The organism is Acutalibacter sp. LFL-21 (assembly GCF_025630755.1).
In the GTDB taxonomy this organism is placed as follows: domain Bacteria; phylum Bacillota; class Clostridia; order Oscillospirales; family Acutalibacteraceae; genus Acutalibacter; species Acutalibacter stercoravium.
The window spans coordinates 1-24,139 of record NZ_JAOTNT010000014.1 but is presented as its reverse complement, the minus strand read 5'-3'; the positions used below and the strand labels follow the sequence as shown (position 1 = coordinate 24,139).

The following is a 24,139-nucleotide window of genomic DNA, read 5'->3' as shown; positions in this document are numbered from 1 at the left end:
CTATGAGAGATACTATTTTTCTCTATATCATTGCTATTTTGGCATTTGGCTTTGGTTTTATAAATTTCATTCAGTATTTGCTGAAAAGGAACCAAACAGCGCAGGTAGTTGGAACAATTATTTCAATTAAAACACCAAATCCTCAGAACTCAAAATTCCGCAATTCAAAATGGGCAACATTGTCATACAAGGTAAAAGGAAAAACCTATCAATCTCAAAACAGAATACAAGTACCTATGGCATCACAAGTTGGAACTACAATTTCTGTTCGTTATGACATCAATCATCCAGAAAAATTGTACAGCTTTTCTGTGTGGAGGATAGTTGTATCGTTTTTAATTGCTGTTGCCTGTGTTGCGTTGGCAATGTCTAATTTTATATAAGAAGGAGGGAGTAACTATGCCGCATTTTCCAAGCTGGTTTGTAGCAATATGTATTTTGCTTCCTATCGCAAATGCAATATACAGAGCATGGAAGAATAAGAAGAAAAAATAGATAAGGTGGTGATACATTGCATGAAATTCAATGGGTACTATGCCCTATCTGCCACAATAAAACACGACTAAAGATTCGAGGGGATACGGTTCTAATAAATTTCCCCTTGTATTGTCCGAAATGCAAACAGGAAACTTTAGTTAATGTAAACCATATGAATACATCAGTTATCAAAGAGCCAGACGCACAGACGCAGAGCCGATAATAGACAAGGTAGCCTTGTTTGTTGTCGGCTTTCTTTTTAAGATAGGCAAAAGCCAGACATTATATGCAGAGCTAAGCCGTTTATAGGAGGCGATATAGTGAACCACAATCAAACGCCTTCTTCGTGGATTCGCTGTCCGATCTGCGGTGGAAAAACAAGAACAAAGGTGTATGAGGACACAGTTCTCGTGAAGTTCCCACTCTACTGTCCAAAGTGCAAGAAAGAGCTTCGAATCGATGTTGTAAAATTGAAACTGGTACTTAGCAAAGAGCCAGACGCATAAAGCGCAGAGCCTGCTCCCCGATAGCAAGGGTAGCAGGCTCTTTTGTTTATATAACCTATTTGATTTTTGTTGCTCGTGGGGAGCGCAAAGCAGATAAAACGGATTCCATCACGGGAAGTAGCGTGGCAGCTTCTTCTTCATTGCAGTCATCAATCAGTAAGCGCAAATAACGAATAGATGGTGCATCCAAATTAGGAGCCACATCAAAAATTTCTCTTGAATCCATTTTAAGTGCGCGGATTAACGGAAACAGAGTTTCAAGCTTGGGATTCCCTCTGCCTTGTTCCATATTGATGATTGTCCGCACATCAGTACCACTCTTTTCCGCCACCTGCTCTTGAGTAAGACCAAGCTCTAATCGAGCCTTCTTAATCGCATCAGCCAATCGCTGAGAATATTCTTGCATCCCAATTCACCTCAAATATATTCTACAATACACCTCGTTTTGTTTTAATTCACTGCGGTGCGCCCTGAAACTGTATTGTATTTCATCTTTTCAGTGAAAGGAGTTGCGCCTTGAAAAGGAATAACTGGTTCAAGTATGTTGCGCTGAACATGAATTTCAATGTTTTCTATTAAGTCATTGCGTTGTTGAACCTGTATTCCAATACAGATTTAGAGGTAAAAGCAGTAATACTCCTGGCTGTCGTTCTCCGCCTCATTTCGGCTCACCCGTCAACTGGACTTGTGAACCGAAATGGAGGTACATAATGCAGAAAATCAATCTTCGGGATCTGTATCCCGATATATATAAAACAGACATTTTTTTGGATGTGACCGATGAAGTACACGCTGTGTTTTTGGCAGACAAACGAGCTGACGCTGCCTATGAGCGCCAGATGTATCGCTATAAGGCATACTATTCTTTGGACTATGACAATGGCATTGAAAATGCCGTAATAAATCGCCCACTTACCCCGGAGGAAATCTTGGAGGACGAACAACGGCGGGAACAGCTCTACGCTGCGGTGATGGAACTGCCGGACAAACAGGCCAAACGGATCTATGCTCGGTTCTACTTGGATATGAGCGTGAAGGAGATTGCCCAGGCCGAAGGCGTTGACCCGCGCCGTGTGCGTGACAGCATCCATCTTGGATTAAAAAAACTGGTAAAAGTTTTTTCCCAAGCGTCCGAATGATGCCATTTTTGTCAGTGTTATTAGAAGGACAACTTTTGCCTTCATTGGAACATTGACAACTGAATAGACGGCATTTCTGGTACATAACCCATGTACGAGCGGATCAGGCGCGCCGCCAAGAAGGACAAGCCAAGGAGGTGATAAGCAGGCTGTCCTGAGCGATCAACGCAAGCCTGAAACCCGGAGGTGGCACTTCGGGTCGCTGTGACTGCATGGGGGCTTAAAGATACTTCCTCACGGCCTCCTAAAGACTTGGGGGGAACCCTGCGGCGCACGAGTAAAACGACGCTGCGGAGTTATGACATCCGCGCCAGCGGAGACCAGGAATGTCCCTATCGTCAGGGGCGCGTGGCAAATGTGACGAAAGCAACGGATATAATCTGAAAGGCTGCGTCCATTGGCTGTTAGCAACAACAAAGCATCATTTGGGTGCAGTCCTTTCTTTTCAAAGTCAGATACCATGAGCTGGCAGCTCCGGTTGCCAGCTCATTCATGTGATTTTGAAACCGACTTCAAAGAAAGGAGAACCCTTATGAGCCAGTTGACGCAATGCTGTCCACAAACGATAAACGATGAATTGGTTGACATCCGTGAAGTCACGGTAGACAAAGACCTCCCCAAAGAGGAACGGATCGCGGCCTTTCTGCACCAGATCAAAAACCCCTATCGCTTTCGCTGCGGCGATTTTGTAGTAAACGCCGCATTTGCCAGCAACGGGGTCACATTGGAGGAATGCCTGCAAGGGATTTTAAGGTAATCGACATCCTCGCTCTTTTTCCAAAAGAGTGTTACGATGTGCATGGAAAAGGATGAAAACTGAAAACCTCAAAATCCACTCTTTTCTTGCAGGAGCTTCCGGGAGGAAAGGAGTGCTTTTTCATGCCAAAATATCAAGCTACAGCTTACATTCGTCTGTCTTACACAGATGATCGCTCCAGCGAGAGCGACAGCGTTACCAACCAGCGGAAGCTGATTGAGAACTTCATTGAACGAAACCCGGACATCCAAATCGTATCCGAAAAAATCGACGATGGTTACAGCGGTATCATTTTTGACCGTCCGGCGTTTAAGGAAATGATGCAGGACATTACCGATGGCAAGATCAACTGCGTCATTGTAAAGGACCTCTCCCGCCTGGGACGAGAGTACATCGAAACCGGACGCTATCTGCGCCGGGTGTTCCCCACTTATGGGGTCCGCTTTATTGCCATCACGGATAACATCGACACCGCCCATGAAGGCAGCGGTGACGATCTGACCGTATCCGTCAAAAACATTATGAACGAAGCCTACTGCCGGGATATTTCCATCAAGACCCGTACCTCTTTGGATATAAAGCGTCGTAACGGAGATTTTGTTGGAGCCTTTCCCGTTTACGGCTATATGAAGTCCGAGGAAAACAAAAACCTGCTTGTGCCTGACCCGTATGCTTCCCGTGTTGTCCGGGACATCTTCCGTATGCGCCTGGATGGGACAAGCGCCCTGCGAATCGCCACCGTTCTGAACGAAATGGGCATCCTCTCCCCCCTGGCCTATAAGAAAAACAATGGCTTTCCCTATGCCAAACACGGTTATGCCGACAAAGAGGATTGCAAGTGGTCTGCTACAACGATCATCCGCATTTTGCAGGATGAAACCTACATCGGCACATTGGTACAGGGGAAGCAAGGCACGCCACACTACAAAATCAAGCAAATGGAGCAGCGGCCATCCTCTGAATGGATTCGCGTTCCTGACGCCCATGAGCCGCTGATTGCCAAGCAGGATTTTGAGCTGGTCCAGCGTATCCGCAGACTGGATACCCGGACTTCTCCCAAGCAGGATACAGTGTATCTGTTTTCCGGCGTCTTGATCTGCGGGTGCTGTGGGAGCCGCATGACGCGGAAAACGAACCGGGTCAAGGGCAAAGAGTACCACTATTATTATTGCCCCACCGGGAAAAAGCATGGCTGCGCCAACCCGGTAATGCTCAAGGAAAGCGATCTTGTAGAGTGCGTCAAGGACAGTCTAAAAGGCTACATCGACAATGTGAGCTGCCTGCAAGCTATCCTGGACGGCATCGACCAGAGCAGTATCAATCAGGCGCTTGCCAATGAATACGCCTCCCACATCGCCGCCAATGAGCAGCAGGTGGAACAGGCGCTTGAATTTAAGGCCCGTCTCTACGAAAGCCTGATTACTGGCACCATCAGCAAAGAGGAATATACCGACTATAAGGCCAGATACACGAGGATTGCGGAAAATGCAAAAGAGAGCATTCGGGTCTTAAAGGAAAAGCTGGCTGATGTTCTGGAGAACCGGAGTGAACGGAACCGCTGGATTTCCCACTTCACACAGTTTTCTACGATGGAGACCCTGGACCGCAAAGCTGTGGTTCACATGATACAGAGCATCAAGGTGATTGGGAAAAAGGAATTGGAGATTACCTTTACATACCAGGATGAATACCAGAAAGCAATCCAGCTGATTCAACTGGCAGAGCAAACAGGCCAAAGAAAGGTGGGATGATTTGTGGCAAGAAAAAGCAGAAAAGAAACTGTGGTGCTTCCTGCGCCGGAGATAGATACCTCTTGCCGCGCCGGAGTTTATGTGCGGCTTTCCGTTGAGGATAAGCATACTCACACCGCCTCTATTGAAACCCAGCAGCTGATTATCGCCCGGTATCTGGAGCAGAACCCGGAGATTATTGTGGTACAGACCTACATTGACAATGGCGCAACAGGTACGAACTTCCACCGTCCCGGCTTCCAGCAGATGCTCTCCGATATTGAAGCGGGTCTTATCAACTGTGTCATTGTAAAAGATTTGTCCCGGCTGGGGCGAAATGTCATAGACACCGGCTATTATATCGAGCGTTACTTTCCCATGCAGAAAGTCCGCTTTATTGCTGTGAATGACCGCTACGATTCTTCTTCCCCGGACAATGCCCACGATGGTATTATCATTCCGCTGCGGAACATGATTAACGAAGCCTATGCGATGGATATTGCCAGAAAAATCAAAGCCCAGCAGCGGCAGGCCATGAAAGACGGCAAGTATGTTGGTGCGCGTACACCCTATGGATATTTGAAGGCTCCTGATGACTGCCACCAGCTGATCGTTGACCCGGTGGCTGCCGAGGTAGTCAAAACCATGTTTCAATGGGCCGCCGAGGGCGCAGGATTAAACACTATCGCAGTACGCTTGAACGAGGCCGGGTATCTCTCTCCCAGCCACTACAAGAGGACCTTGGGAGAGATCACCCATGAGAATTTGGTGGGCAATGGGCATTGGCAAACCCGCACCGTTACCAAAATTCTCCGCGCAGAGGTTTATACCGGAGATCTGGTGCAAGGGGTATCTAAAATCATCGACCACAAGCAGGTCAGAGCCAGCGCCGATGAATGGACAACGGTACGCGGCACCCATGAAGCCATTATCAGCCGGGAGCTGTTTGCCGCTGTTCAGAAAGCATTGGACCAGGCTGCACAGCAGGCAAAAGACAGGGAGATACATTCCTGGTCTCCTAATCTTTTGAGAGGCAAAATCTTCTGCGCCCACTGCGGACGCAGCCTTCACCGACAAAAATGCGTCCGCAGAAAGTCACAGGAGTTATATGTCTACCACTGTATCAGCAACAACCGTATCAAAAAGGGCGTTTGTCCTGGTGCGTTTATCTTTGAAAAAGAGCTACTGGATGCCCTGGCCGATATGATACAGGAACAGCTTGATACCACACTGGGGCAATACTCTCTTGGTCTGGAAAACCTCACCAAAGAAGCCGAGGAACAGAAAAACATACAGGCTAAAATCGCCAGCCGGAAACAGGAAATCCAGCAGCTGCGAACCTATCAGCGCGGATTGTATGAGGGCCTGATCCAGAACCATCTGTCAAAAGACGAGTATTTTACCTTCAAAGAGAAATACGAAGCCAAAATCGAGGCGATCAGCGAGGAAATTGAGCAGCTGAAAGCAGGGCTTGCAATCATCGCCAAGCAGCTGGAACAGTACAAAATGCTGTCCCAGGATGCACAGCATATCAAGGAAGATCGCCAGCTGACGGCAGCCCTGATTGACCGCCTGATTGACCGTGTAGAGGTCTCAAAAGAAAAGCGGATTACGGTTCGTTTCCGCTTCCAGAGCGAATTTGAACATTGTGAGGAGGTGCTGAGCCAGTGCAGAAATATGTGATTGCCCTTTATATCCGCCTTTCCTTGGAGGATTATAAATACGACAGTATGAGCATTGAAAACCAGCACCTTGCGCTGAACGAATTTGTTTCTTCCATGCCGGAGTCCGCTAATGCAGAAGTCCTTGAATTTATCGACAACGGGTATAGCGGGACAAACTTCGAACGCCCCAAAGTCCAGGAGCTGATTGAGATGGTACGGGCCAATAAAATCGACTGCATCATCGTAAAAGACTTTTCCCGATTTGGACGAAACAGCATTGAGACTGGCTATTTCATTGAGCGTGTGTTTCCGCTGTTTCACACCCGGTTCATTTCTATCAACGATGATTTTGACAGCGATCAGCACAAGGGCGATACTGGCGGTATGGATGTGGCTTTCAAGTATCTGATCAGCGAGTATTACAGCCGCGATATGTCCATCAAGACCAAAAGCGCCAAGTACGCCAAAATGCAGCGTGGCGAATACCAGAGCAAAGTTTGCCCTTACGGGTATCGCAAAAGCGCCGATGGCAGAATGGAACCGAACCCGGAAACCGCTGCTGTGGTACAGCTCATTTTCCAACTTGCCGCAACCGGAATTGGAGCAGCAGCCGTTACCAGGGAACTGTTTAAGCGAGGTATCCCGACCCCCGGCGAATACAAAGCAGCTCATGGGCAGCAGTACCACGATGTCTCACGCTCCCGTGGACGCTGGAGCAGTTCTACGGTTCTCCGTATCCTGGAGGATGAACGCTATATCGGCTCCTATGTCATCGGACGTCGTGCTGTTATTGAAGTGGGCGGCACACGAAGCCGCAGGAAAGGCCGGGACAAGTGGTTCATTATTCCCGACCATCATCCGGCAATCGTTGACAAAGAACTATTTGAAAAGGTGCAGGCTGTGCAGCGCAGGTTTTTCTTGCCGAACAGGAAAACCAGGGAGTACCCGCTGAAAGGCAAAGTCTATTGCGGCTGCTGCGATCATGCACTCTCCCGCATCGCCCAAAAGAGACCGTTTTATATGTGCCGCCATTCTACCGCCGATGTGAACAGCCGCTGCCGCGATGTCCGGGCAGATGCTGCCGGTCTGGAAGAAGCCGTCCTCCTCACTTTGAAAAAGCAGCTGGAAATCCTGCTGCCCGTACATAAAGACGGCACCATTCACCTGGAGGCCACCGCTGCCAAATGTTCTGAATATGAGAAGCAGCTGGAAACTCTGAAGGACCAGAAGCAAGCTCTCTTTGAACGGTATCTCCTGGGGCAGATCGAGCTGGACACTTATAAATCGGAGAAAGCAGTTTATGACGCAGAAATACTGAAAGTCAAAAATGCCTATGCTGCTGTCACCGCCCAGGCAAAACTGAAGCGAGAAGAACAGGCCCGCCAAAGCAGCCGACAAGAGATTGTTCACTCAATTGCGGAAGCGGATGTGCTGACCTCGGAGTTGACCGATCTGCTGATTGAAAAGGTGTATGTATTCCCCGACAACCGCATTGAGATTATTTACAAAGTCCATGACCTCTTTGAATAATTGAAGATACAAAAACGGAAAACCCAGGCTATCAAATCCATCTTGGTAGCTTGGGTTTTCTGTTTTTCGGCGCTTTTATAGATAAGTAATAAGTGGTACAATATGTAAAGGGGGGTGAAGCAATGTACATATCTAAGATAACAATTAGAAATTTTAGAATATTCGATGAAATAGGCATAACAGCTTTTTTTAAAAAGGGTGTTAATGCTATTATTAGCGAAAATAATTGTGGAAAAACAGCGATAATTGATGCAATGCGAATCGCATTTTCTACAGTACCATATAAAAAAGACATTTATTTCAATTTATCGGACTTTCATGTCCGTAATGATGGCGTTCGTTGTGATGAAGCTTTTATTAGTGTTTATTTTGATGAAATATCACCGGATTTTTTTGAGATTTGGGACCCTGAGAATCCATCCAAGGGAGAATTTCATATTCGGTATTATACAATAAAAACTCCTGAGGGAAAGGAAAAAATTCGCTATAATATTTGGGGAGGACCTGTTGAAGGGAATCCCGTTTCTGCTGATATTTTTGAAGCAATTCAGTTAGTGTTTCTTGGCGCATTAAGAGATGCCGAAACGGAGATGCGTCCCTCACGGTCAAGTAAGTTGGCCTCGCTATTTAGCACTGCCACAAATACAGACGAAGCGAAGGAAGAAATCATAAATGTTTTGCGCATGGCAAACAGTGAAATTTTAAAAAAGGATTCTTTAATTCGAGTGGGGCACATTGTCAACGATAACCTTTCAACGATTGAACAGGATGTTTTAAAACAAAGTATAGAACTTGGCTTAGTAGAGCCGCGCTTTGAGGCCATTGCAGGAGCCTTAAGAGCATGGATCAAGCCCCGTTGGGTGTACTTGCGAAAGGATCATTCGGAATTTCAGCTGCTCAAGGATTCATATTCTGAAGAAGAGTGGGCGAAAAACACCTCAGAAGACGAGACGGGAGTATATCTTGACATCTTGGCACTAAGACAACTGAAAAAGAATCTCCCAGCTGCTGTTGTAATGCTATTAGATACATTATCATTAAATTCTTTTGAGCTTTTTCAAAACGGCTTAGGCTATAATAATATCTTGTTTATGTCCACTGTTTTAGGAGACATGAAAACAAGCGCAGACACTGCACTATTCAACCTTTTATTGGTTGAAGAACCAGAAGCCCATCTGCACCCACAATTACAGGAATTAGTACATGGCTTTTTTGATAAAAACTCAAACCGTGAAAGTTTTCAGGTAATATATACATCGCATTCTCCCACATTGGTTTCGCGTATTGGGATAGATAAACTTGTACTTCTTTATGAGCAAAAACATCGAGTAAATTGTCTTTCTCTGTCACAAAGTAATATTGATGAAGATGATAGAGATAATCTTGAACGATATCTTGATGTTACAAAATCTCAAATGCTTTTTGCAAAAGGAATTTTGTTTGTAGAGGGAATTAGCGAGGCGCTATTACTCCCGATCTTTGCAGAATATTTAAATCGTCCCCTAGATAAATACGCAGTCGAGGTTATCAATGTAGATGGTGTTTCTTTTAAACCCTTTGCAAATCTGTTATGTTATGCAAATGATACTCAGCAAGTAACTATTAAGGCAACCATTATCACCGATGATGATAGGTGTACTAACAAAGAAGATAAAGAAACCTATATTGTAAAAGACATTGATTATGATACAGACGATATTGATTCCATTGTTTTGAAACTCAAAGCAACTACACCCTCTGAACGTTTTCAAAGTATTGATGCCTTATGTCAAAAAGCGCACGTAAATATTTTGGGAGCCCGAAAGACTTTCGAGTACGAACTTGCTGCTTATCCGGAAAATATTCCTTATCTTCTTGAGGCAATTATTCAGGCTCAGCCTGTAGCTGGTAAGAGACTAGCCTCTGTTCTCGCGAAGCTTCATACTGATGAAGAAAAGGCCGCTTGCCTGTGGTTGTATATTCGAGATCGCTCTAAATATAAAGGCGAAATAGCACAAAACCTTGCTCGCCGGTTAAAAAGAGAATTAACCACTATGCTCTGGCCACGTCCTGAAAGCTCTGATATTTGCGCCATCACTAAACCGTTTATTGTTCCAGATTACATTAAAAAAGCAGTATATTCTGTAACGGAGGAAGCATAACGCCTATGGGACTAACCGTGGAGCAACAAGATTTTTTGGCCGCCGAGGGGCGCATTGTGCTATGTGCAGTCCCTGGAAGTGGCAAAACTTTTATCGTTGCAAAAAAAATAATTAAATACTTAGAAGATTGGCGCTTTCCACACCGGGGAGTTGCAGCACTTTCGTTTACAAATGTAGCTAGTGACGAAATACGAAATCAAGTATCAGATACAACTTATGCGTATAGTGACATCGGGTATCCCCATTTTGTTGGTACGCTGGATAGCTTCATAAACAATTTTATTCTTCTTAGGTTTGGCTATCTAATGCAAAAAGAGAATCGTACGCGTCCAATAATCGTGCATGAAAATTTCAGCAAACTTACATTTCAATCGAAATATGCAGTTTGTCATAAACAAATGTGTACACAACACCCAGAATGGTTTCACTGGTCAACGACAAAGCTCTTAAAAGAAGGAAAAACCATTGATTGTGATGTTTCTCCCAAACCTTGCGTCCTCTACAAAAAAAGTTTGATAAAACGTGGGATGGTGTTCCAACGCGAGGCTCCAGCACTTTCTTTGCTGTTAATGAGGAAATATCCGCAAATTGCCAAAGAGATTGCCTATCGATTTCCGGTCATTATTGTTGACGAAGCACAAGATACATCCTGTGAACAAATGGAGATATTAGAGTGTCTTGCACAGGCTGGCGTTCAGACAATGATACTGGTAGGAGATCCAGATCAATCATTGTATGAATGGCGGGATGCTACTCCTGAATACTTTCTCAAGAAAATGAGCGATGCACATTGGCATTGTATGTATTTAACATATAATTTCCGAAGCTCACAATTAATTTGCAATGCAGTTCAACCGTTTTCGAGTATCCTTTGTGAACCTGGAAAATCACCAGCTCTTGCCAAAGGAGAAAATGCAGCTTTTGCTAGTAAACCAGTGCTTCTACAAGTTTCTAAAGGAAAAAGCAAAGGCGATATTATAGAGACGTTTTTAAAATTATGCTCTAAAAACAACATTACCATTTCTCCACAAAATGTTGCGATCTTAACGCGAGGGAAAATCCATTCTGACATTATTTCTGATGCGTGGAAAACGCCCGAAACGGAATTGCTAGCCAAAGCCTCATACTTATGGCATTGCTCAGATCGAAAAGAGGCATATCGGATTTGCGAAAAAGTACTCTATGAAATTGAAATTGGTAACCCCATTGGGCTATCTCGTAATGAAATTACTGCTATATCTGAAGAAAGATTTACACCAACTCTTTGGAAAAATAAAATTATCAATCTACTAAAAGTATTACCACATCCCACTCTTACTCTAGTGGATTGGAAGGACCAAATGATTGTGAGCATTTCCCACCATATAGATTCCGGCACAATAAAACCATATGATGGTAAATGCGCCCCAGATATAATCAAGATAAAGTCTTGGGATAAAAAACAACCAGATTTTAAAGAGCATAGGTTAATGGAGTACTTTGAAAAACGAGCAGAAACCAATTATACACTTTCTTCTGTACACGGTGTAAAAGGCGAGACTTTTGACGCAACTTTGCTAATTGTTGATAGTACAAGAGGCGCAAATACATTAACTCCTACGGTGCTTAATAGTGGAAATCTGAACACAGAGCTTATTCGCATAGCATATGTTGCAATGACGCGTCCTCGAAAACTTTTGGTGGTTTCGGTTCCCAAAACAAAAACTACACTATCTAGATTTTCTACAGCCTTGTGGGATTATCAAGAACTTTAAATAAAAATAGCGAATTTAAGGTATCTAGCCATTTATGATCTGCTCTACGTCAATTATAAAAGCAGAAAACCCAGATTATCAGGTCGATTCTCTGATAGTTTGGGTTTTCTGCTTTTCAGAATTATATTTTTTGTCGTGTGCTTGACATACGGGTGACGCAGGTCGTGGAAGCGGATGTGCCGCAGGCCGTACTTCTCCAGCAGCTCCCGGAAGTGATCGGTGACATAGCTGGGGCGAAGCAGCTCTCCCAGTTGGTTGACGCACACATAGTCCAGGTACTGGGCGTTGTAGCTGCCTTGGAACATCTTCCGGTACACCTCCCGGTGCTCTTTCTGCACCTGGAGCATCTCCACCACCGGGTCGGGGAGAGGCAGGGTGCGGCGGCTGGATTTGTTCTTCATCTCCTCCACCGGCTCCACCTTCTTTTTCCCGTTTTCCCGGTACTCCACGATTTTGGTGTCCAGCAGCACCGTGCGCTTCTCCCAGTCGATGCGCGACCACCGCACGCCCAAGGCCTCGCTGCGGCGCAGACCCATGGCCCCCGCCAGGAGAATGGCCGGGTAGATCACATCTCCCCGGGCCAGGTGCAGCAAGGTGAGCAGCTCCTCCTGGGTGTAATTCTCCCCGTGGAACTTGTTCTTTTTGGGACGTCCCACCCGGTCGAAGGGGTTGGCGTCGATTCTCTCCTCCTTAAAGGCCTGCTGGAAGGCCCGCCGCAGCAGGGCGTGGTAGTGGATCACCGTGTTGGCCACCACTCCGTCCGCGAAGAGGCTTTGGTAAAAGTCCTGAATGTCCTGGGGTTTTAGATTCCCCACGGTGAGCTGGGGCCGGCGCTGAAAGTACCGGCGGATCTTCCCGTTGGTCATGCTCCGGTAGCTGACGATGGTGTTCTTTTGCAGCTCCGGCTCCACCTGTTTCAGGTAGGACACCAGGTAGTCGTACACGGGGATATCTGCCGGGGGACGGCCTCCCCGCTCCTGTTCCTCCCAGAACTCCTGCTCATACTGGGCCACCACCTCCCGGAAGGCCTTGTTCACCTTGGTCTTGTTGGCCCCCTCGGGCAGGCCCAAAGCCCGCCACACCGGCTTGGTGGTTCCGTCCTTTTTCACTTGCATCACGGCGTAGAGCCGCCCTTTCTTGCTTTGCACGCTGGCGGCAAAGTGAGGTTTCGCTGCCATGCTGCCTCGCTCCTTTCTGTGTTTTGTGTTTCCGGCAACCGGAACCATACTCCAAAACCCGCCGGAAGTCCACCCCTTTTCTCAAGAGTTATCAGTTTGGACACATTTGGGGTTCGTGCCCCTTTTGTCACGCTCCCGCAGGAAGTTTACCAGCTCCACCTTGGCCACCCGGTTCTCTCTTCCCACCTTGCAGGCGGGGAGGGCTCCTTCCTTGAGCAGTTTATACACGGTTTTGGTGCTCACCCGCAGGATCTCCGAAAGCTCCTTCACAGTGAGGGCCGCCGGATACTCCTTCAGGGATTTTGTAATTTCTCGTTTGGTCAACGCTTCCTCCTGTATGCTTACATAGTAAAAGCAGGGCCCTCCTCCTGGAGAAGAGGGTCCTCGTCCTCCAGCAACGTGGAAGCCAGCCCCAGGGCAACTCCCAGGGCGGCGCCCAAGTCCTGGCCGTTTTCCTCCGCCAGGATGCGCTCCCGGCGCTGTTCTTCGTCCTCCTCCTCATTCTCAATCACCGCAGCAGCATCCACAATGCCCCGCAGGCCAAGGCCCAGGAGAGCAGCAGCCCCAGGGTAAACCTCCGGCGAAGCTGCCGCCACCGGCGCTCCGTCTGCTGCTGAAAATCCTCCAGCTCGTTCTTCCAGGCGGAGAACTCTTCGGACAGCTTGGAAGTAAACCGCTCTTGCTCCTTCCCAACCTGTTGTTGGAACGTCTCCCGGCTGGCCTGCTCCTTCTCCAGTTCCTCCTGGATTTGGGACAGGGTCTGCCGGTTGTTCTGGGCCACCAGCGACAAGGCCTTCTGCACGGTCTGTTCCTGGGTTTCCTCCAGCTGGGCTGCCAGCTCCTGCACCTCCTCCCAGGTGGCCAGAGGCTGCAGCTTCTGGTACAGGGTGGGCTGGAAGGTGGCGGCGTTCTGCAACAGATTTATCATAGCCGTCCAGATGGTGTCCGGTATGGCGTACACCGTGGGGGTGTAGGGTTTCAGCTGGATCTCCGCCAGGTCTTGGGTGTTCTTCTCCAACAAGGCTTGCAGCAAGCTGTCGGAGGTGTTCTTCTCGGATGGTGAATTCATACTCCATGTTCTCCTTTCTGAATTTGTCTTGATGTAGTCGGATGTCCCGGCACTTTTGTCCGCCGGGAGTGGTGTAGGTGATGTACTTCCGGTTGTCCTCCCAGGCCACCTGGTAACCCCGGCGCTCCATGGCGCGGAGGAAGTCCCGGCGGGTGCCGCTGCGCTCCATGGCCTGGGTAATGGCCCCCATCAGCCGGAACTTCCAGCTCTCCCCCTTCTGAGCAGCCCGGTACTCCCGGGAGGAGAGCTTGGCCCCCGGCTTCTCATACCGGGGCAATACCGAGAGCCCCTGGGCGGCGCAGATCTCATCGCTCAGGGCCCGGAGGGTCTGCAAGGTCTTGGGGGATTGCCGCAGCTTCAAGCCCGTCTCCCAGCTGACGGAGTTCACCACAAAGTGGGAATGCAGGTGCCCGGCGTCCCGGTGAGTGGCCACCAACACCTCGAAGCCCGGCCAAGCTTTTTGTGCAAACTCCAAAGCGATGGCGTGGGCCTTCTCCAATGTCACCGCCTCTTTTGGAGAGAAGGATTGCACGTACTGGTAGAAGTTCATGCCCTTCGTCTTGCCATAGGTGCGCTTGGTGGCCAGAAATTCCCGGCAGGCATTGTCCCCCAGGCAGTGGACGCCGGTGACAAACCGCTGGCCGGTGACCGGGTCCCTGGTCTTTTTCTCCTGGCAGACGTAGCCCATCACCCCTTTCATGGCCCCCAGGGACTGCTTCTTCTCCGGGATATACATCACCGTTGCCATGGGCTGCTCCTGGTAAGGCGGCACAGCTCTTCGTGCAACGCGCCCAGCTGGTCCACCATCTCCTGGAAGTTGTAGGAGGTAAAAGCCCCGGCGTTTACCTTCTGGGCGATTTGGTTCACGTTGCTGCCCATGCGTTTCAGCTCCACCAGCAGGGGACGGGTGTCCGGCCCCAGGTAGATGGGTGTCTCCCAGGACAGGGCCACCAGGTAGTCGGTGACGCTGCGCCGGGCTTTCTTGGCCTGGGTCTGGATGCGCTCTTTCTCCGCCTGGGTCAGGCGGACGGTCAAAGTCTGATTTCGTTTTCTTGGTTTTGCCATGTGTCGTCTCCTTTCTCTTTTTGCACCTTGTTTGTAACGATGGGGGCAGGGGGGCGAGGCCCCCAAAAAACAGTGCCAGGCAGGACAGCCAGGCGCTCTGCTTGCCCCGGACTAACGTCCGGGAAAAGGGCTTTTATTCTGGAATCACGTTTTCCCAGATGAAGTGAGTTTTGCGTCCCCCTCCCCTTCCGCCAGGGCCGCAAGGAACGGCAGGGGCGGCGGTTTCCTCCCCACCGGTTTGTGGTAGCTTCCCCAGGCCTGTTGTCTCCCCCAAAACCGGCCCCAGCGGCCCCACAGAGGCCTTTTCTTGGCTTGGGCGGGGTGGGACTCCACCGGGCGCTCCAGGGGCGGACAGAGGCCTCACAGGGGCGCAGCCGGGCTTTTCCCGGTCCCAGGGGATTCTGCGTCACCGCCGTCACCCTCGTCACCGGGAGGGGTGTAGAACACCTCCACCAACCGGCGGCCGTTGCTGCGGCGGTTCACAAAGCGCACTCCCTGGTCCTCCAGGCAGAACCGCCACTGTTTCATCAGCTGTTTCAGCACCTTGGCGGTGAGCTGCGTCCCGGCGTACTGGTTGAAAGCTTGGGCAAAGTCGCCGTTGCCCCCCTTGTAGGTTTTCACCTTTTTCATAAAGCCCACCAGGGACTGCATCTCCTGAGGCAATCGCTTTTCCGGCTGCTCCAAGGTGTCGGAGAGCAGTTCCCAAGAACAGGTCTCCCGGTGGAAGCGCAGCTCCATCTCCCGGTACTCCGTGTCCCGGCCAGTGGCGTAGAAGGTGGCGCAGTCCGCGCTGCGGCGGCTGCGTTCCAGGATCAAGACGGTGTCCGCTGCCCCCACAATGCCCGTGGTGCCGGAGAGCCGGTTGAGAGGATCGCTGTCCCCCAGCTTGCGGACGTGGTGCACCATCAGCAAAGTGATCTTCAGCTCATCCGCCAAAGCTTTCAGCTGGCGCACCTCCTGATAGTCGCTGCCGTAGGTCTGGTCCCCGCCAAGGGCACGCACCACGGCGAAGGTGTCCACCACCACCAGCACGGTGTCCGGGTGCTGCCCCACAAAGCGGCGGATCTCCTCCAGCAGGCCGCCGGCCATGGTCTCCGCCTGGGCGGAGAAGTAGGCGTTCCCCGGCACCTCCTCGGTGATGCGGTTCAGCCGATCCTGCACCCGGCGGAGGGTGTCCTCCAGACACAGGTACAGGGTGGTTCCCTTCTGGGTGGGCAGCCCCCACACCGGCTCTCCCTTGGCAATGCGGACGCACCAGTCCAGCACCATCCAGGACTTGCCAATCTTGGACGCCCCGCCCAGAAAGCACACCCCCTGGGGCAGCAGCGTGTCCACGCAGAAGCGGGTGGGCTCCAGGTGAAGGCCCATCAAGGTGGCACCGTCAATGGCTTGCAGGTTTCTCTCTTCCATAGAATCATCTCCTTTATTTTTTCATTCCCGCCCCCGCCGGAGAGAGAAAAGGTGGGAGCAGTGTTTTACATTCCGGATTTCATGGAAATTCAAAACCCAAGGGCTTTCCCAAACCGCCCGGAGCGATGGCGGGACAACCCGGAAGATGCAGGAGATTTTTCCCCCGGCAAGGGCCGACTCTCCCGTTATGCACCAATGCATTTTTGCAGAGGGGTGGCCCCATCTTTTCCCCCAATCCCGCAGGGAATGGGAAACACAATAGTTGCCACCGAGGAAAAAGGTGGGAGCACTGTTTTATATTCCAGATTGCATGAAAATCCGAACCCTAAGGGCTTTCCCAAACCGCCCGGAGCGATGGCGGGACAATCTGGAAAGCGCGGAAGATTTTTCTCCCGGCGAGGGCTGACTCTCCCGTTATACACCGGCGCATTTTTGCAGCGGGGCGGCCCTTTCTTCTCCTCAATCCCGAATGGGATGGGAATACAAAACTCCCACTTCTTTTGCAAAAGGTGGGAGTAGTGTTTATAAATGCAGAACCAACAGATAAAGCTGGGGGGGAAGAAAACTGAAAAGGGGTTGGGAGGAGCATCCTGCACTTTGCCGCAACCATTGCGAATGAGAAAGCTGAAAATGCCTGGCGCCGCCTGCTTTCCAGGCGGCACTTTCGTTCCCGCCGATGAAAACTTCTTGCTTTATTGGTGTCCAATGTATATACTATTAGCAGAGGTGATGGTCATGGAAGAGCGCAAGGCGAAAATTCTCATCAACAGGGCAGGGGGCAACGCCGGGACGCAATCCAAGGGCTACCGGGTGGCGCTGCCCTCTGCCTGGATGAAGAGCCTGGGTATCACCGAGAACGACCGGGAAGTGCTGCTGCAATTTGACGGGGAGTGCGTCATCCTCCGACGGCCTGGGCCCTCCGGCTACGAGGCGTTTCTGAGAGAAGCACGGCGCCTGGGCCACGACCTACTCCGCCTCCACTACTATGACGGAGACACCCTGTGCACCAAAATCTGCGCGGACAAGGTGACCCACTGCCTGGCAGTGGAAAACCTGGTGGACGACTCCCTGTCCACTGCCTTTGGGGTGAACACGTCCCCCACCTGGGAGGACTTGGAGAATTTCTTGGAGGAGCGGTGCGTTCCCCGCCAGCGGGACGGGCTGCCGTACTACCTGAGAGAGCTGGGGCTGGATCACTACGATCCCCTGGCCATCGTCCGCAAGACCCAGGGGCGCATGGCAGAGGACAATTGCTGGCTGGATATTGTGGAGGGATGAGCATGACCATGAAACTGACCACAGGAAAACGTATTGCAGAGACCTCCTCCAAAGGCAACCAGGAAAAGTGGCGGGATGGCGGCCGCTGGTACAAGCTGGATCTGTTCGGCTACGAAGGCCTGGCGGAGACGGTAGCCTCCCGGCTGCTGGAGCACACCAACCTGGGGGAGCTGGGCTTTTCTTTCGTTCCCTACCGCATGGAGCAGCTGGAAGTTCACCGGCGCAAGCGAACCGGCTGCTCCAGCCCGGACTTTCTCCAGGAAGGGGAGGCCATCCTCACCCTGGCGGAGCTGTTCCGCAAAGGGGTAGGACCGGACTGGCAAGCCCAAGTCTCCCGCCTGCCCAACCTTGCCAGCCGGGTGCGGTGGATGGCGGACACCACCCGGCGGCTCACAGGCCTTGACCGGTTTGGAGAATACCTCACCGCTCTGTTCGAGGCGGATATGCTCTTTGGCAACGAAGACAGGCATCTGAACAACATTGCCGTCCTCCGGCGGGGCGGCGGTTTTGCCTACTGCCCCTTCTTTGACTTTGGGGCCGGGCTGCTCTCCAACACCCGGGACTTTCCTCTGGACATCGTCCCCAAAGCGCTTGTGGGGCAGCTGCGGGCCCAGCCCCTAGGTACTCTCTTTGCCCGGCAGGTCCACGCCGCCCAAGGGGAATTTGGCTCCCAATTGCGATGGGATTTCACGGAAACCCACATCGCCGCCGCCCTAGTGGAGGCTCTCCCCTACTATGCCCAACGAGACAGAGGGCTTCTCCAGGACAGGGTGGAGTGGTGCCTGAAGGTGCAGCAGAGGAAACTTCTCTCCTAGTCAAAGCAGAAAAAGAATGGCAATCCGCCCCTTTCCCATTGCGCAGGGGGCGGGTTTTTGCTATGCTAGAAACAGAAACTGGAAAGGAGGCCGGCCCATGCCCCGCCGCTATCGGATTTATTTGCTCTCCGCCCAGTCCATCCTGAGCTACGCCAAGGAGGAGGACGGGGCTGTTACCATCGCTCTCAACCGAGACGCCACCCGGCGGTGCGTAGTACCAGGCCGTCAGGAGCAGGAGGAGAACGCCCTGTTCTTCCAGATCCAGTGCGCTCTCCACGGGGACGGGTTCACCCCCACGGAAGAGTCTGGTGTCGTGGAGGACTTGTCCGCCGTCCTGTACTATGTGGACTTCTCCGGTATCTTCGACCGGAGCCCTGCCTCGCCTCGGGTGGCACGGCTCCAAGCCCTGGCGGAGGCGATGTTCCGGCCGGAGGGCGTCACCCTGGACTTGGGGGACGGCCCCCGGCAGTACGTTGCTTTCGAGCGTTCCAACTCCATGAGCCGCCAGGGCAGGCTCTCCTTCCTTCGGGCGGATTTGTGGGAGACAGTGCGCAGGCGCATCATGCTGGACTTAGAGCTGGGCCGGTGCCAGCTCTCCAAGCTCTACGCCTACAACGGGCTCATGCTTTCCTCTGGCGCCCGGGTGGAGGGCATGGAGATCGACAGGCCCCACCGGGTCATTGTGGTGGACAATCATGTCCTGCAGCGCAGCGCCAGGGTCATCACCGTGGAGGATGTGGGCGGCACGGACAGCGTGCGGCGCTACCAACGTGTGGAGCGGGTGGAGGACTTTTCCGTCACCGAGTTTGACGGGGAAGGCCTCATCTCCAAAGAGTACGCCGCCCGGCTCAACAAAACGCTGGGCGGCCGCCACACCTCTTTCCAGATTCGCCTGCCCTTTGTGAAGGGGATGCTCCACCAGGTGGATTTTCACGACTTCTTCCGCTCCGCAGGCACCACCCACCTCACCGACCTGTGGGGCGCGAATCACCCGGTGGCGAAGGTGGACGTCATCCTCACCAAGAGTATGTTCAAAGGCTATGGGTGGCTAACGGAAAACGGCAAGTCCTGGGAGGATTACTGGACAGCTTTCCGCAAGTACCGCCACGCCCTGTATGTGACCAACACCAGCAAAGAGCGGCCCCAGGGGTTCACCCAGCTGAACTACCAGTTTCTCACCACCCTGTCCATGACCGGGGAGGAGTTCCGGCCCCGAGACCTGCCGGACGGCTGGGAACACAGCCCGAAAGAGGACGCCCGCCAGTGGTTGACCAAGGCCACGGAGACAGAATACTACAAGCTGCGGGCGGACGCAGCTTACCGCCGCCAGGTGTTCACCCGGCAGGCAGGCTGGTGGGGCGCCGACCGCAAAAGCCGGGCCTACCTTCTGGGTAAGCTGCTGGAAAAGAACCCTGCTTTCATCGGAGAGTCGGTGTACCAGGAGCAGCTGGAAGCCATGGCCCAGCGGCTACTGAAAGACTACGCCCTGGGCAGGCTGCAGGTGGCCGGGGACGTCCGGTTCCTCTCCGGGGACTTGCTGCGGTTTCTGGTGATGCTGCTGGATGTGACTCCTAAAAAGCGCACCAAGTCCCAGTGGACCTTTCTGTCCGTCGCACAATCCATAGAGTTTCAAGACCACGCTTTCTACGCGCCCCGTCCCGGGTATAAGGGCAAGTCCGCCTGCACCATTCTCCGCAATCCCCACATCGCCCGAAATGAGGAAATTCTCCTCGACCCCTACCGGCCTGTGGAGCAGATGCGCAAGCACTACCTGGGCCACCTCACGGATGTGGTGATGGTCAGCTCCACCATGTACGCCGCCGAGCGGCTGGGGGGAGCGGACTTCGACGGGGACATGGTGAAGACCATCGCCGACCCCATTGTCAACCGGTGTGTGCAGAAAAACTACCAGTACCAAAATCTGGACAACTTGGGCAACCTGCCTTTCCTGAAAATCCCCTCCATCCAGGCCCGTGTCCAGGACGCCAAAGACTGGCGCGCCCGGTTCCAGACGGTGCGGGACACTTTCTCCTCCCGTGTGGGGCAGATCTCCAACGCCGCCCTGGCCCGGAGCGTCATCGCCTACAACGAGAACTCACAGGCAGAGGAGCGCCAGCAGGCCCGGGAAGAGGTGGAGACGCTGACCATTCTCACCGGCTTGGAAATCGACTCCGCCAAAAGCGGCGTGAAGCCCGACCTGTCTCCTTACCTGGGCAAGCCTCGCAAACAAAAGAACCTGTTTCTCACCTACAAGTATCAGATGGAGGGCAAGGCAGAAAAAAGAAAAGGGGCCTGGTCCTCCGCCAAACAGGCCAGGGACTTCCTCCGCTCCACCGATTGGGAGCAGGTAGACGCCAACCTGGAGCGACTGCCCTATCTGGCCTGGCAGCTGGAAGAGCACACTCCCAAGCTGCGGGAGCCCTCCCAGCCAGACGAGGTGCTGTTCAGCTTTGCCCAAGACCCCCAGTGGAAAGAGAAGCTGCCCCAGGCCTCCCTCAAGCTGGTGGAGGAAATGATCCTGGAATACCAGCGGTGTCTGGGCCGCATCCGGGTCAGCATGGCTCCTGTCCGGGAACAGCCCCATCGCACGGATGTGGAGCGCATCCTGTATGCCCGGGGCCAGGAGGAGCTGGTGACTGCGGAGGAGCTGTACGCCGCCTTCTCCGCCCTGGAACCGGAACAGGTGACGGCCCTGCTGGAGGAAATCCGGGAGCAGGTATGGCAGTTCCTGCCCCCTGGGGAGCGGGAAAGCTTCCTCCGGGAACACCTTCCTGCTGACATTGTAGATGCTTTTGGAGAGCTGCTCTGCGACTTCCGGGCGGGAGGGTACCGGATTCTGGGGGACCTGCTGCTGGATGTGGAGCGGGAAAACCGGCTGCAAGCCAGCCGCCAGCTCCACCGGGCAGGGGACTCGGAGCAGATGGAGGAAATGCTGGAGAGCTACGAAAACAAGACGGTCCAGGAGTCCTACCGGGAGGCGGCGGCCCGGGGCTGCCGCCAGTATCTGGAGCGGCACATCCAGCCCAAGCTGGCGGTGCAGTGCGCCGCGGCGTTGGGAAAGCGGGGCTTCCTGTGGGACGTGCTGCTGGACGCGGTTTTGGCCACCGCTCGAAAGGAGGAGCGCCGTGATTGACGAGAGAGCCGAGTTCGCCGCCTACACCGGGGCGGTGGTGTACGACGCCACGAACAAGCAGGACAGCGCCTACCTGGGGCGGTTCACCTTTGACACCCTGCTTCGTGGGGAGGGGCTGCAGCGTATCCTGACGATTGTGGCCCGCGGCTACCTGTGGCAGACCGATAAACCGGATATGGACCGCGCCCGGGACGCCCTCCGGGCCTGGTGCAGCATCCCGGACAGCAAAAAAGCCAAGCCCAAGGAGGCCTGGCAGTACGAGACGGATTTTCGAGGACTCCATGATGGATTCCCGGAGCTGGTGGACGACCAGGGCAACGGGTGGTTTGTCCGGCACGTCCACGGTGTGCGGGATTTTCTCAAACACCATCCAGAGAAAGTGAGCAAGCCCGCCCTGAAAAACCTGGAACCGCTCTCCCATGGCTGGGACAGGGATTGGCGGGACAAAGTGACCCGATTCCAGATTCCGCTGTTCTCCCCGGAGACCAAGGGCGGCTGGGTGCTGCGCTTTGACGACATTCTCGCCGACGCCTTGGAGCTGGGGCCCCTGCGCTCCCCTATCCTTACTCTGCCGCCCGGCCTGGAACAGCGGCTGGCGGATTCCTTCCCTTCTGTCAAACCTGAGGTGCTTCTCACCCTGCTGGAGTATTATGTGGCGAACAAGCAGGAGGACTCCCCTTGGGTGGTGCTGCCTGTGGCCAACTTCGACGCCTACTTCGGCACCACCGCCTTCAGCAAGAAATGGCTGACCAAGATTCCCGCCGCGTTTATGGAGCGGCAAAACCAGCACTTCGGCGTGTGCCGGTACCGGGTGAGGGAGGAATGGGTGGAGGGGTGTCTCTCCCGTGACGCCACATTTCCAGAAGAAACGAGGGAAAAACCATGCGCATTCTGATGTTGGGCAACAGCTTTACCGCCGCCAACAACTTGCCCCAGCGGCTGGCCCGGCTCACTGAGGCGGAGGTGATGGCCCACACCCGGGGCGGGGCGCGGCTGGCGGAGCAGCTCAACCCCAAGACAAAACTGGGCGCCAGGACCCTGGCCGCTCTAGAGGGGGAACCCTTGGATTTCGTCATTCTCCAGGAGATGAGCCACGGGCCCATCTCCTCGCCTCAAAGCTTTTTCATCAGCGTGAAGCGACTCTGTGAGTGGATTCGGGCAAAGGGGGCTACTCCCGTCCTGTTCGCCACCTGGGCCTACGAGAAGGACAGCGCCAAGCTGGCCGCCAAAGGCTGGGACTACGAGGGCATGGCCCATCAGCTTTCTGCGGCCTACCGCCAGGCCGCCCAGGAAAACCGCGCTCTGCTGGCGGAAGTGGGCCAGCGGTTCTACGACCTCTCCCCCACCCACCCTCTCTACGCTGCCGACGGCGTCCACCCCAATGAGGAAGGCACCCAGCTGGCGGCAGAGGTGATCGCGGAAACACTCTTGACACACAAGGAGCTTACCCCATGATTCGAGACATCTGCAAAGACGAGGCTTTTCTGTCCCAAAAAGCCCAGCCCGCCACCCCGGACGACCTCTCCGTGGGACAGGATCTGCTGGACACCCTGACCCACCACAAGGAAGAGTGCGTAGGCATGGCCGCCAACATGATCGGCGCGAACAAGCGCATCATCGTCTTCGACAACGAGGGCGTTTACCAGGTGATGTACAACCCGGAGATTGTAAAGAAATCCGGCCCCTATGAGACGGAGGAGGGCTGCCTGTCCCTCACCGGCACCCGGCCCGCCAAACGGTGGAAGTCCATCAAGGTGCGGTGGCAGAATGAAAAGTTTCAAGAGCGGGTCAAGACCTTCACCGGCTGGACGGCCCAGATCATCCAGCACGAGCTCGACCACTGCCAGGGGATTGTGATTTAGGCAAGGCCAAAATCTGATTTGCAAGCGTCACTTGGGTCTCCACTTGGCCCCCACCCTGCGGCCCGACCTTTTCCACGGCAATCGGGGCCAGCGGGACAACGGTGCGGAACACATCGCCAAATATATGTCCACTTATGATAATGAAACTTAAATAAATAATATTTCGCGTCTACTTTCCTTGACTGGTACAAGCGGGCGGCTTCATTTTCAGAAAAATGTGTTTATTCAAGTTATAAAATGCCGGAAAAATGTGTGCAATACCCTTTGTAGATCTCAGAAAAATGTGTTATACTATTTTCGAGCAAAGAGCAAGGTGGTGACTCGCATGAAGCGAAACGCGTTTTCGCAGCTTGTAAAATGGAAGGATAACCCGGAACGGAAGCCGCTGATTATTCGCGGCGCCCGTCAGGTGGGCAAGACTTGGCTTATGAAGGAGTTTGGGCAAAGCTGTTACGACAGTTTTGTCTACTTCAACTTTGATGAGGAAGATGAGCTGAAATCCATTTTCGAGACAAACAAAAACCCCCAGCGGATCATAGAACTGCTTTCCATGATCGCCGGAGAAAAGATTCTGCCTGGGGAGACCCTCGTCATTTTCGATGAGGTACAGGAGTGCCCCGAGGCCCTCAAC

Annotated in this window: 24 protein-coding genes and 1 pseudogene; 17 read left to right on the top strand and 8 right to left on the bottom strand. The window is 52.7% G+C overall.

Annotation, left to right across the window (positions count from 1 at the left end; genetic code table 11):
* Window positions 1-2 precede the first annotated feature (2 nt).
* The 3 genes from ODJ80_RS13040 (at window position 3) to ODJ80_RS13030 (ending at window position 983) form a co-directional block, all read left to right on the top strand.
* Window positions 3-383 carry a DUF3592 domain-containing protein gene (locus tag ODJ80_RS13040; protein WP_263042422.1) on the top strand — a complete coding sequence of 127 codons (381 nt, stop codon included), beginning with the start codon at window positions 3-5 and terminating at the stop codon, window positions 381-383.
* 128 nt (window positions 384-511) lie between these two features.
* Window positions 512-700: a cysteine-rich KTR domain-containing protein gene (locus ODJ80_RS13035; protein ID WP_263042421.1), complete on the top strand. Its 189-nt coding sequence runs from the start codon at window positions 512-514 to the stop codon at window positions 698-700.
* 97 nt (window positions 701-797) lie between these two features.
* Window positions 798-983, top strand: a complete 186-nt coding sequence (locus ODJ80_RS13030; protein WP_263042420.1) for a cysteine-rich KTR domain-containing protein — start codon at window positions 798-800, stop codon at window positions 981-983.
* 55 nt (window positions 984-1,038) lie between these two features.
* On the opposite strand, the gene ODJ80_RS13025 is transcribed toward ODJ80_RS13030, so the two are convergent.
* A complete protein-coding gene (locus tag ODJ80_RS13025) occupies window positions 1,039-1,389 on the bottom strand; it encodes a helix-turn-helix transcriptional regulator (RefSeq protein ID WP_263042419.1) in 351 nt (116 codons plus the stop codon).
* A gap of 304 nt (window positions 1,390-1,693) precedes the next feature.
* On the opposite strand from ODJ80_RS13025, the gene ODJ80_RS13020 reads away from it, so the two are divergent.
* From ODJ80_RS13020 to ODJ80_RS12990, 7 genes are all read left to right on the top strand, one after another.
* Window positions 1,694-2,122 carry a sigma-70 family RNA polymerase sigma factor gene (locus ODJ80_RS13020; RefSeq protein ID WP_263042418.1) on the top strand — a complete coding sequence of 143 codons (429 nt, stop codon included), beginning with the start codon at window positions 1,694-1,696 and terminating at the stop codon, window positions 2,120-2,122.
* A gap of 532 nt (window positions 2,123-2,654) precedes the next feature.
* Window positions 2,655-2,879: a DUF6870 family protein gene (locus ODJ80_RS13015; protein WP_263042417.1), complete on the top strand. Its 225-nt coding sequence runs from the start codon at window positions 2,655-2,657 to the stop codon at window positions 2,877-2,879.
* A gap of 122 nt (window positions 2,880-3,001) precedes the next feature.
* Window positions 3,002-4,630: a recombinase family protein gene (locus ODJ80_RS13010; RefSeq protein ID WP_263042416.1), complete on the top strand. Its 1,629-nt coding sequence runs from the start codon at window positions 3,002-3,004 to the stop codon at window positions 4,628-4,630.
* 3 nt (window positions 4,631-4,633) lie between these two features.
* On the top strand, window positions 4,634-6,292 hold the full coding sequence (locus ODJ80_RS13005) for a recombinase family protein (protein ID WP_263042415.1): 1,659 nt from the start codon (window positions 4,634-4,636) through the stop codon (window positions 6,290-6,292).
* The gene (locus tag ODJ80_RS13000; protein ID WP_263042414.1) at window positions 6,277-7,803 is read left to right on the top strand and encodes a recombinase family protein; all 1,527 of its coding nucleotides are present in this window, start codon (window positions 6,277-6,279) and stop codon (window positions 7,801-7,803) included. Before ODJ80_RS13005 ends, ODJ80_RS13000 begins: the two co-directional genes overlap by 16 nt.
* Before the next feature lie 122 nt (window positions 7,804-7,925).
* Window positions 7,926-9,944 carry an ATP-dependent nuclease gene (locus ODJ80_RS12995; protein ID WP_263042413.1) on the top strand — a complete coding sequence of 673 codons (2,019 nt, stop codon included), beginning with the start codon at window positions 7,926-7,928 and terminating at the stop codon, window positions 9,942-9,944.
* A 5-nt stretch (window positions 9,945-9,949) separates the two neighbouring features.
* Window positions 9,950-11,698, top strand: a complete 1,749-nt coding sequence (locus tag ODJ80_RS12990; protein WP_263042412.1) for an ATP-dependent helicase — start codon at window positions 9,950-9,952, stop codon at window positions 11,696-11,698.
* A gap of 53 nt (window positions 11,699-11,751) precedes the next feature.
* Here the strand turns inward: ODJ80_RS12990 and ODJ80_RS12985 are convergent, their stop codons facing one another.
* The 7 genes and pseudogenes from ODJ80_RS12985 to ODJ80_RS12960 all read right to left on the bottom strand — a co-directional run bounded on the left by ODJ80_RS12985 (window position 11,752) and on the right by ODJ80_RS12960 (window position 16,420).
* Window positions 11,752-12,876, bottom strand: coding sequence for a tyrosine-type recombinase/integrase (locus ODJ80_RS12985; RefSeq protein ID WP_263042411.1), 1,125 nt, complete (start codon window positions 12,874-12,876; stop codon window positions 11,752-11,754).
* Between the two features lie 81 nt (window positions 12,877-12,957).
* The gene (locus ODJ80_RS12980; protein ID WP_178864971.1) at window positions 12,958-13,200 is read right to left on the bottom strand and encodes a helix-turn-helix domain-containing protein; all 243 of its coding nucleotides are present in this window, start codon (window positions 13,198-13,200) and stop codon (window positions 12,958-12,960) included.
* A gap of 17 nt (window positions 13,201-13,217) precedes the next feature.
* Entirely contained in the window at window positions 13,218-13,388 is a 171-nt protein-coding gene (locus ODJ80_RS12975) for a hypothetical protein (protein ID WP_263042410.1), read from the bottom strand.
* Window positions 13,385-13,945, bottom strand: coding sequence for a hypothetical protein (locus tag ODJ80_RS12970; protein ID WP_263042409.1), 561 nt, complete (start codon window positions 13,943-13,945; stop codon window positions 13,385-13,387). The genes ODJ80_RS12975 and ODJ80_RS12970 overlap by 4 nt, the downstream gene beginning before the upstream one ends.
* Window positions 13,946-14,288: 343 nt before the next feature.
* Window positions 14,289-14,633 (bottom strand): annotated as a pseudogene (locus ODJ80_RS14210) (relaxase/mobilization nuclease domain-containing protein); the annotation flags it as partial.
* Between the two features lie 47 nt (window positions 14,634-14,680).
* Window positions 14,681-15,010: a MobC family plasmid mobilization relaxosome protein gene (locus ODJ80_RS12965; RefSeq protein ID WP_263042408.1), complete on the bottom strand. Its 330-nt coding sequence runs from the start codon at window positions 15,008-15,010 to the stop codon at window positions 14,681-14,683.
* Between the two features lie 360 nt (window positions 15,011-15,370).
* The gene (locus ODJ80_RS12960) at window positions 15,371-16,420 is read right to left on the bottom strand and encodes an AAA family ATPase (RefSeq protein ID WP_263042407.1); all 1,050 of its coding nucleotides are present in this window, start codon (window positions 16,418-16,420) and stop codon (window positions 15,371-15,373) included.
* Between the two features lie 735 nt (window positions 16,421-17,155).
* Here ODJ80_RS12960 and ODJ80_RS12955 point away from each other — a divergent pair.
* The 7 genes from ODJ80_RS12955 to ODJ80_RS12925 all read left to right on the top strand — a co-directional run.
* A complete protein-coding gene (locus tag ODJ80_RS12955; protein ID WP_263042406.1) occupies window positions 17,156-17,698 on the top strand; it encodes an AbrB/MazE/SpoVT family DNA-binding domain-containing protein in 543 nt (180 codons plus the stop codon).
* 2 nt (window positions 17,699-17,700) lie between these two features.
* Complete coding sequence (locus ODJ80_RS12950; RefSeq protein ID WP_263042405.1) at window positions 17,701-18,513, top strand: hypothetical protein; 813 nt, start codon at window positions 17,701-17,703, stop codon at window positions 18,511-18,513.
* A 97-nt stretch (window positions 18,514-18,610) separates the two neighbouring features.
* Window positions 18,611-21,646, top strand: coding sequence for an RNA dependent RNA polymerase (locus ODJ80_RS12945; protein WP_263042404.1), 3,036 nt, complete (start codon window positions 18,611-18,613; stop codon window positions 21,644-21,646).
* Window positions 21,639-22,541, top strand: a complete 903-nt coding sequence (locus tag ODJ80_RS12940) for a hypothetical protein (RefSeq protein ID WP_263042403.1) — start codon at window positions 21,639-21,641, stop codon at window positions 22,539-22,541. Before ODJ80_RS12945 ends, ODJ80_RS12940 begins: the two co-directional genes overlap by 8 nt.
* Window positions 22,529-23,101 (top strand): SGNH/GDSL hydrolase family protein, encoded by a 573-nt coding sequence (locus ODJ80_RS12935; RefSeq protein ID WP_263042402.1) that lies wholly within the window; start codon window positions 22,529-22,531, stop codon window positions 23,099-23,101. The genes ODJ80_RS12940 and ODJ80_RS12935 overlap by 13 nt, the downstream gene beginning before the upstream one ends.
* Window positions 23,098-23,508 (top strand): peptide deformylase, encoded by a 411-nt coding sequence (locus ODJ80_RS12930; RefSeq protein ID WP_263042401.1) that lies wholly within the window; start codon window positions 23,098-23,100, stop codon window positions 23,506-23,508. Before ODJ80_RS12935 ends, ODJ80_RS12930 begins: the two co-directional genes overlap by 4 nt.
* A 325-nt stretch (window positions 23,509-23,833) precedes the next feature.
* Window positions 23,834-24,139 (top strand): AAA family ATPase (locus ODJ80_RS12925; RefSeq protein ID WP_263042400.1); only part of this gene is annotated, 306 nt, incomplete at its 3' end.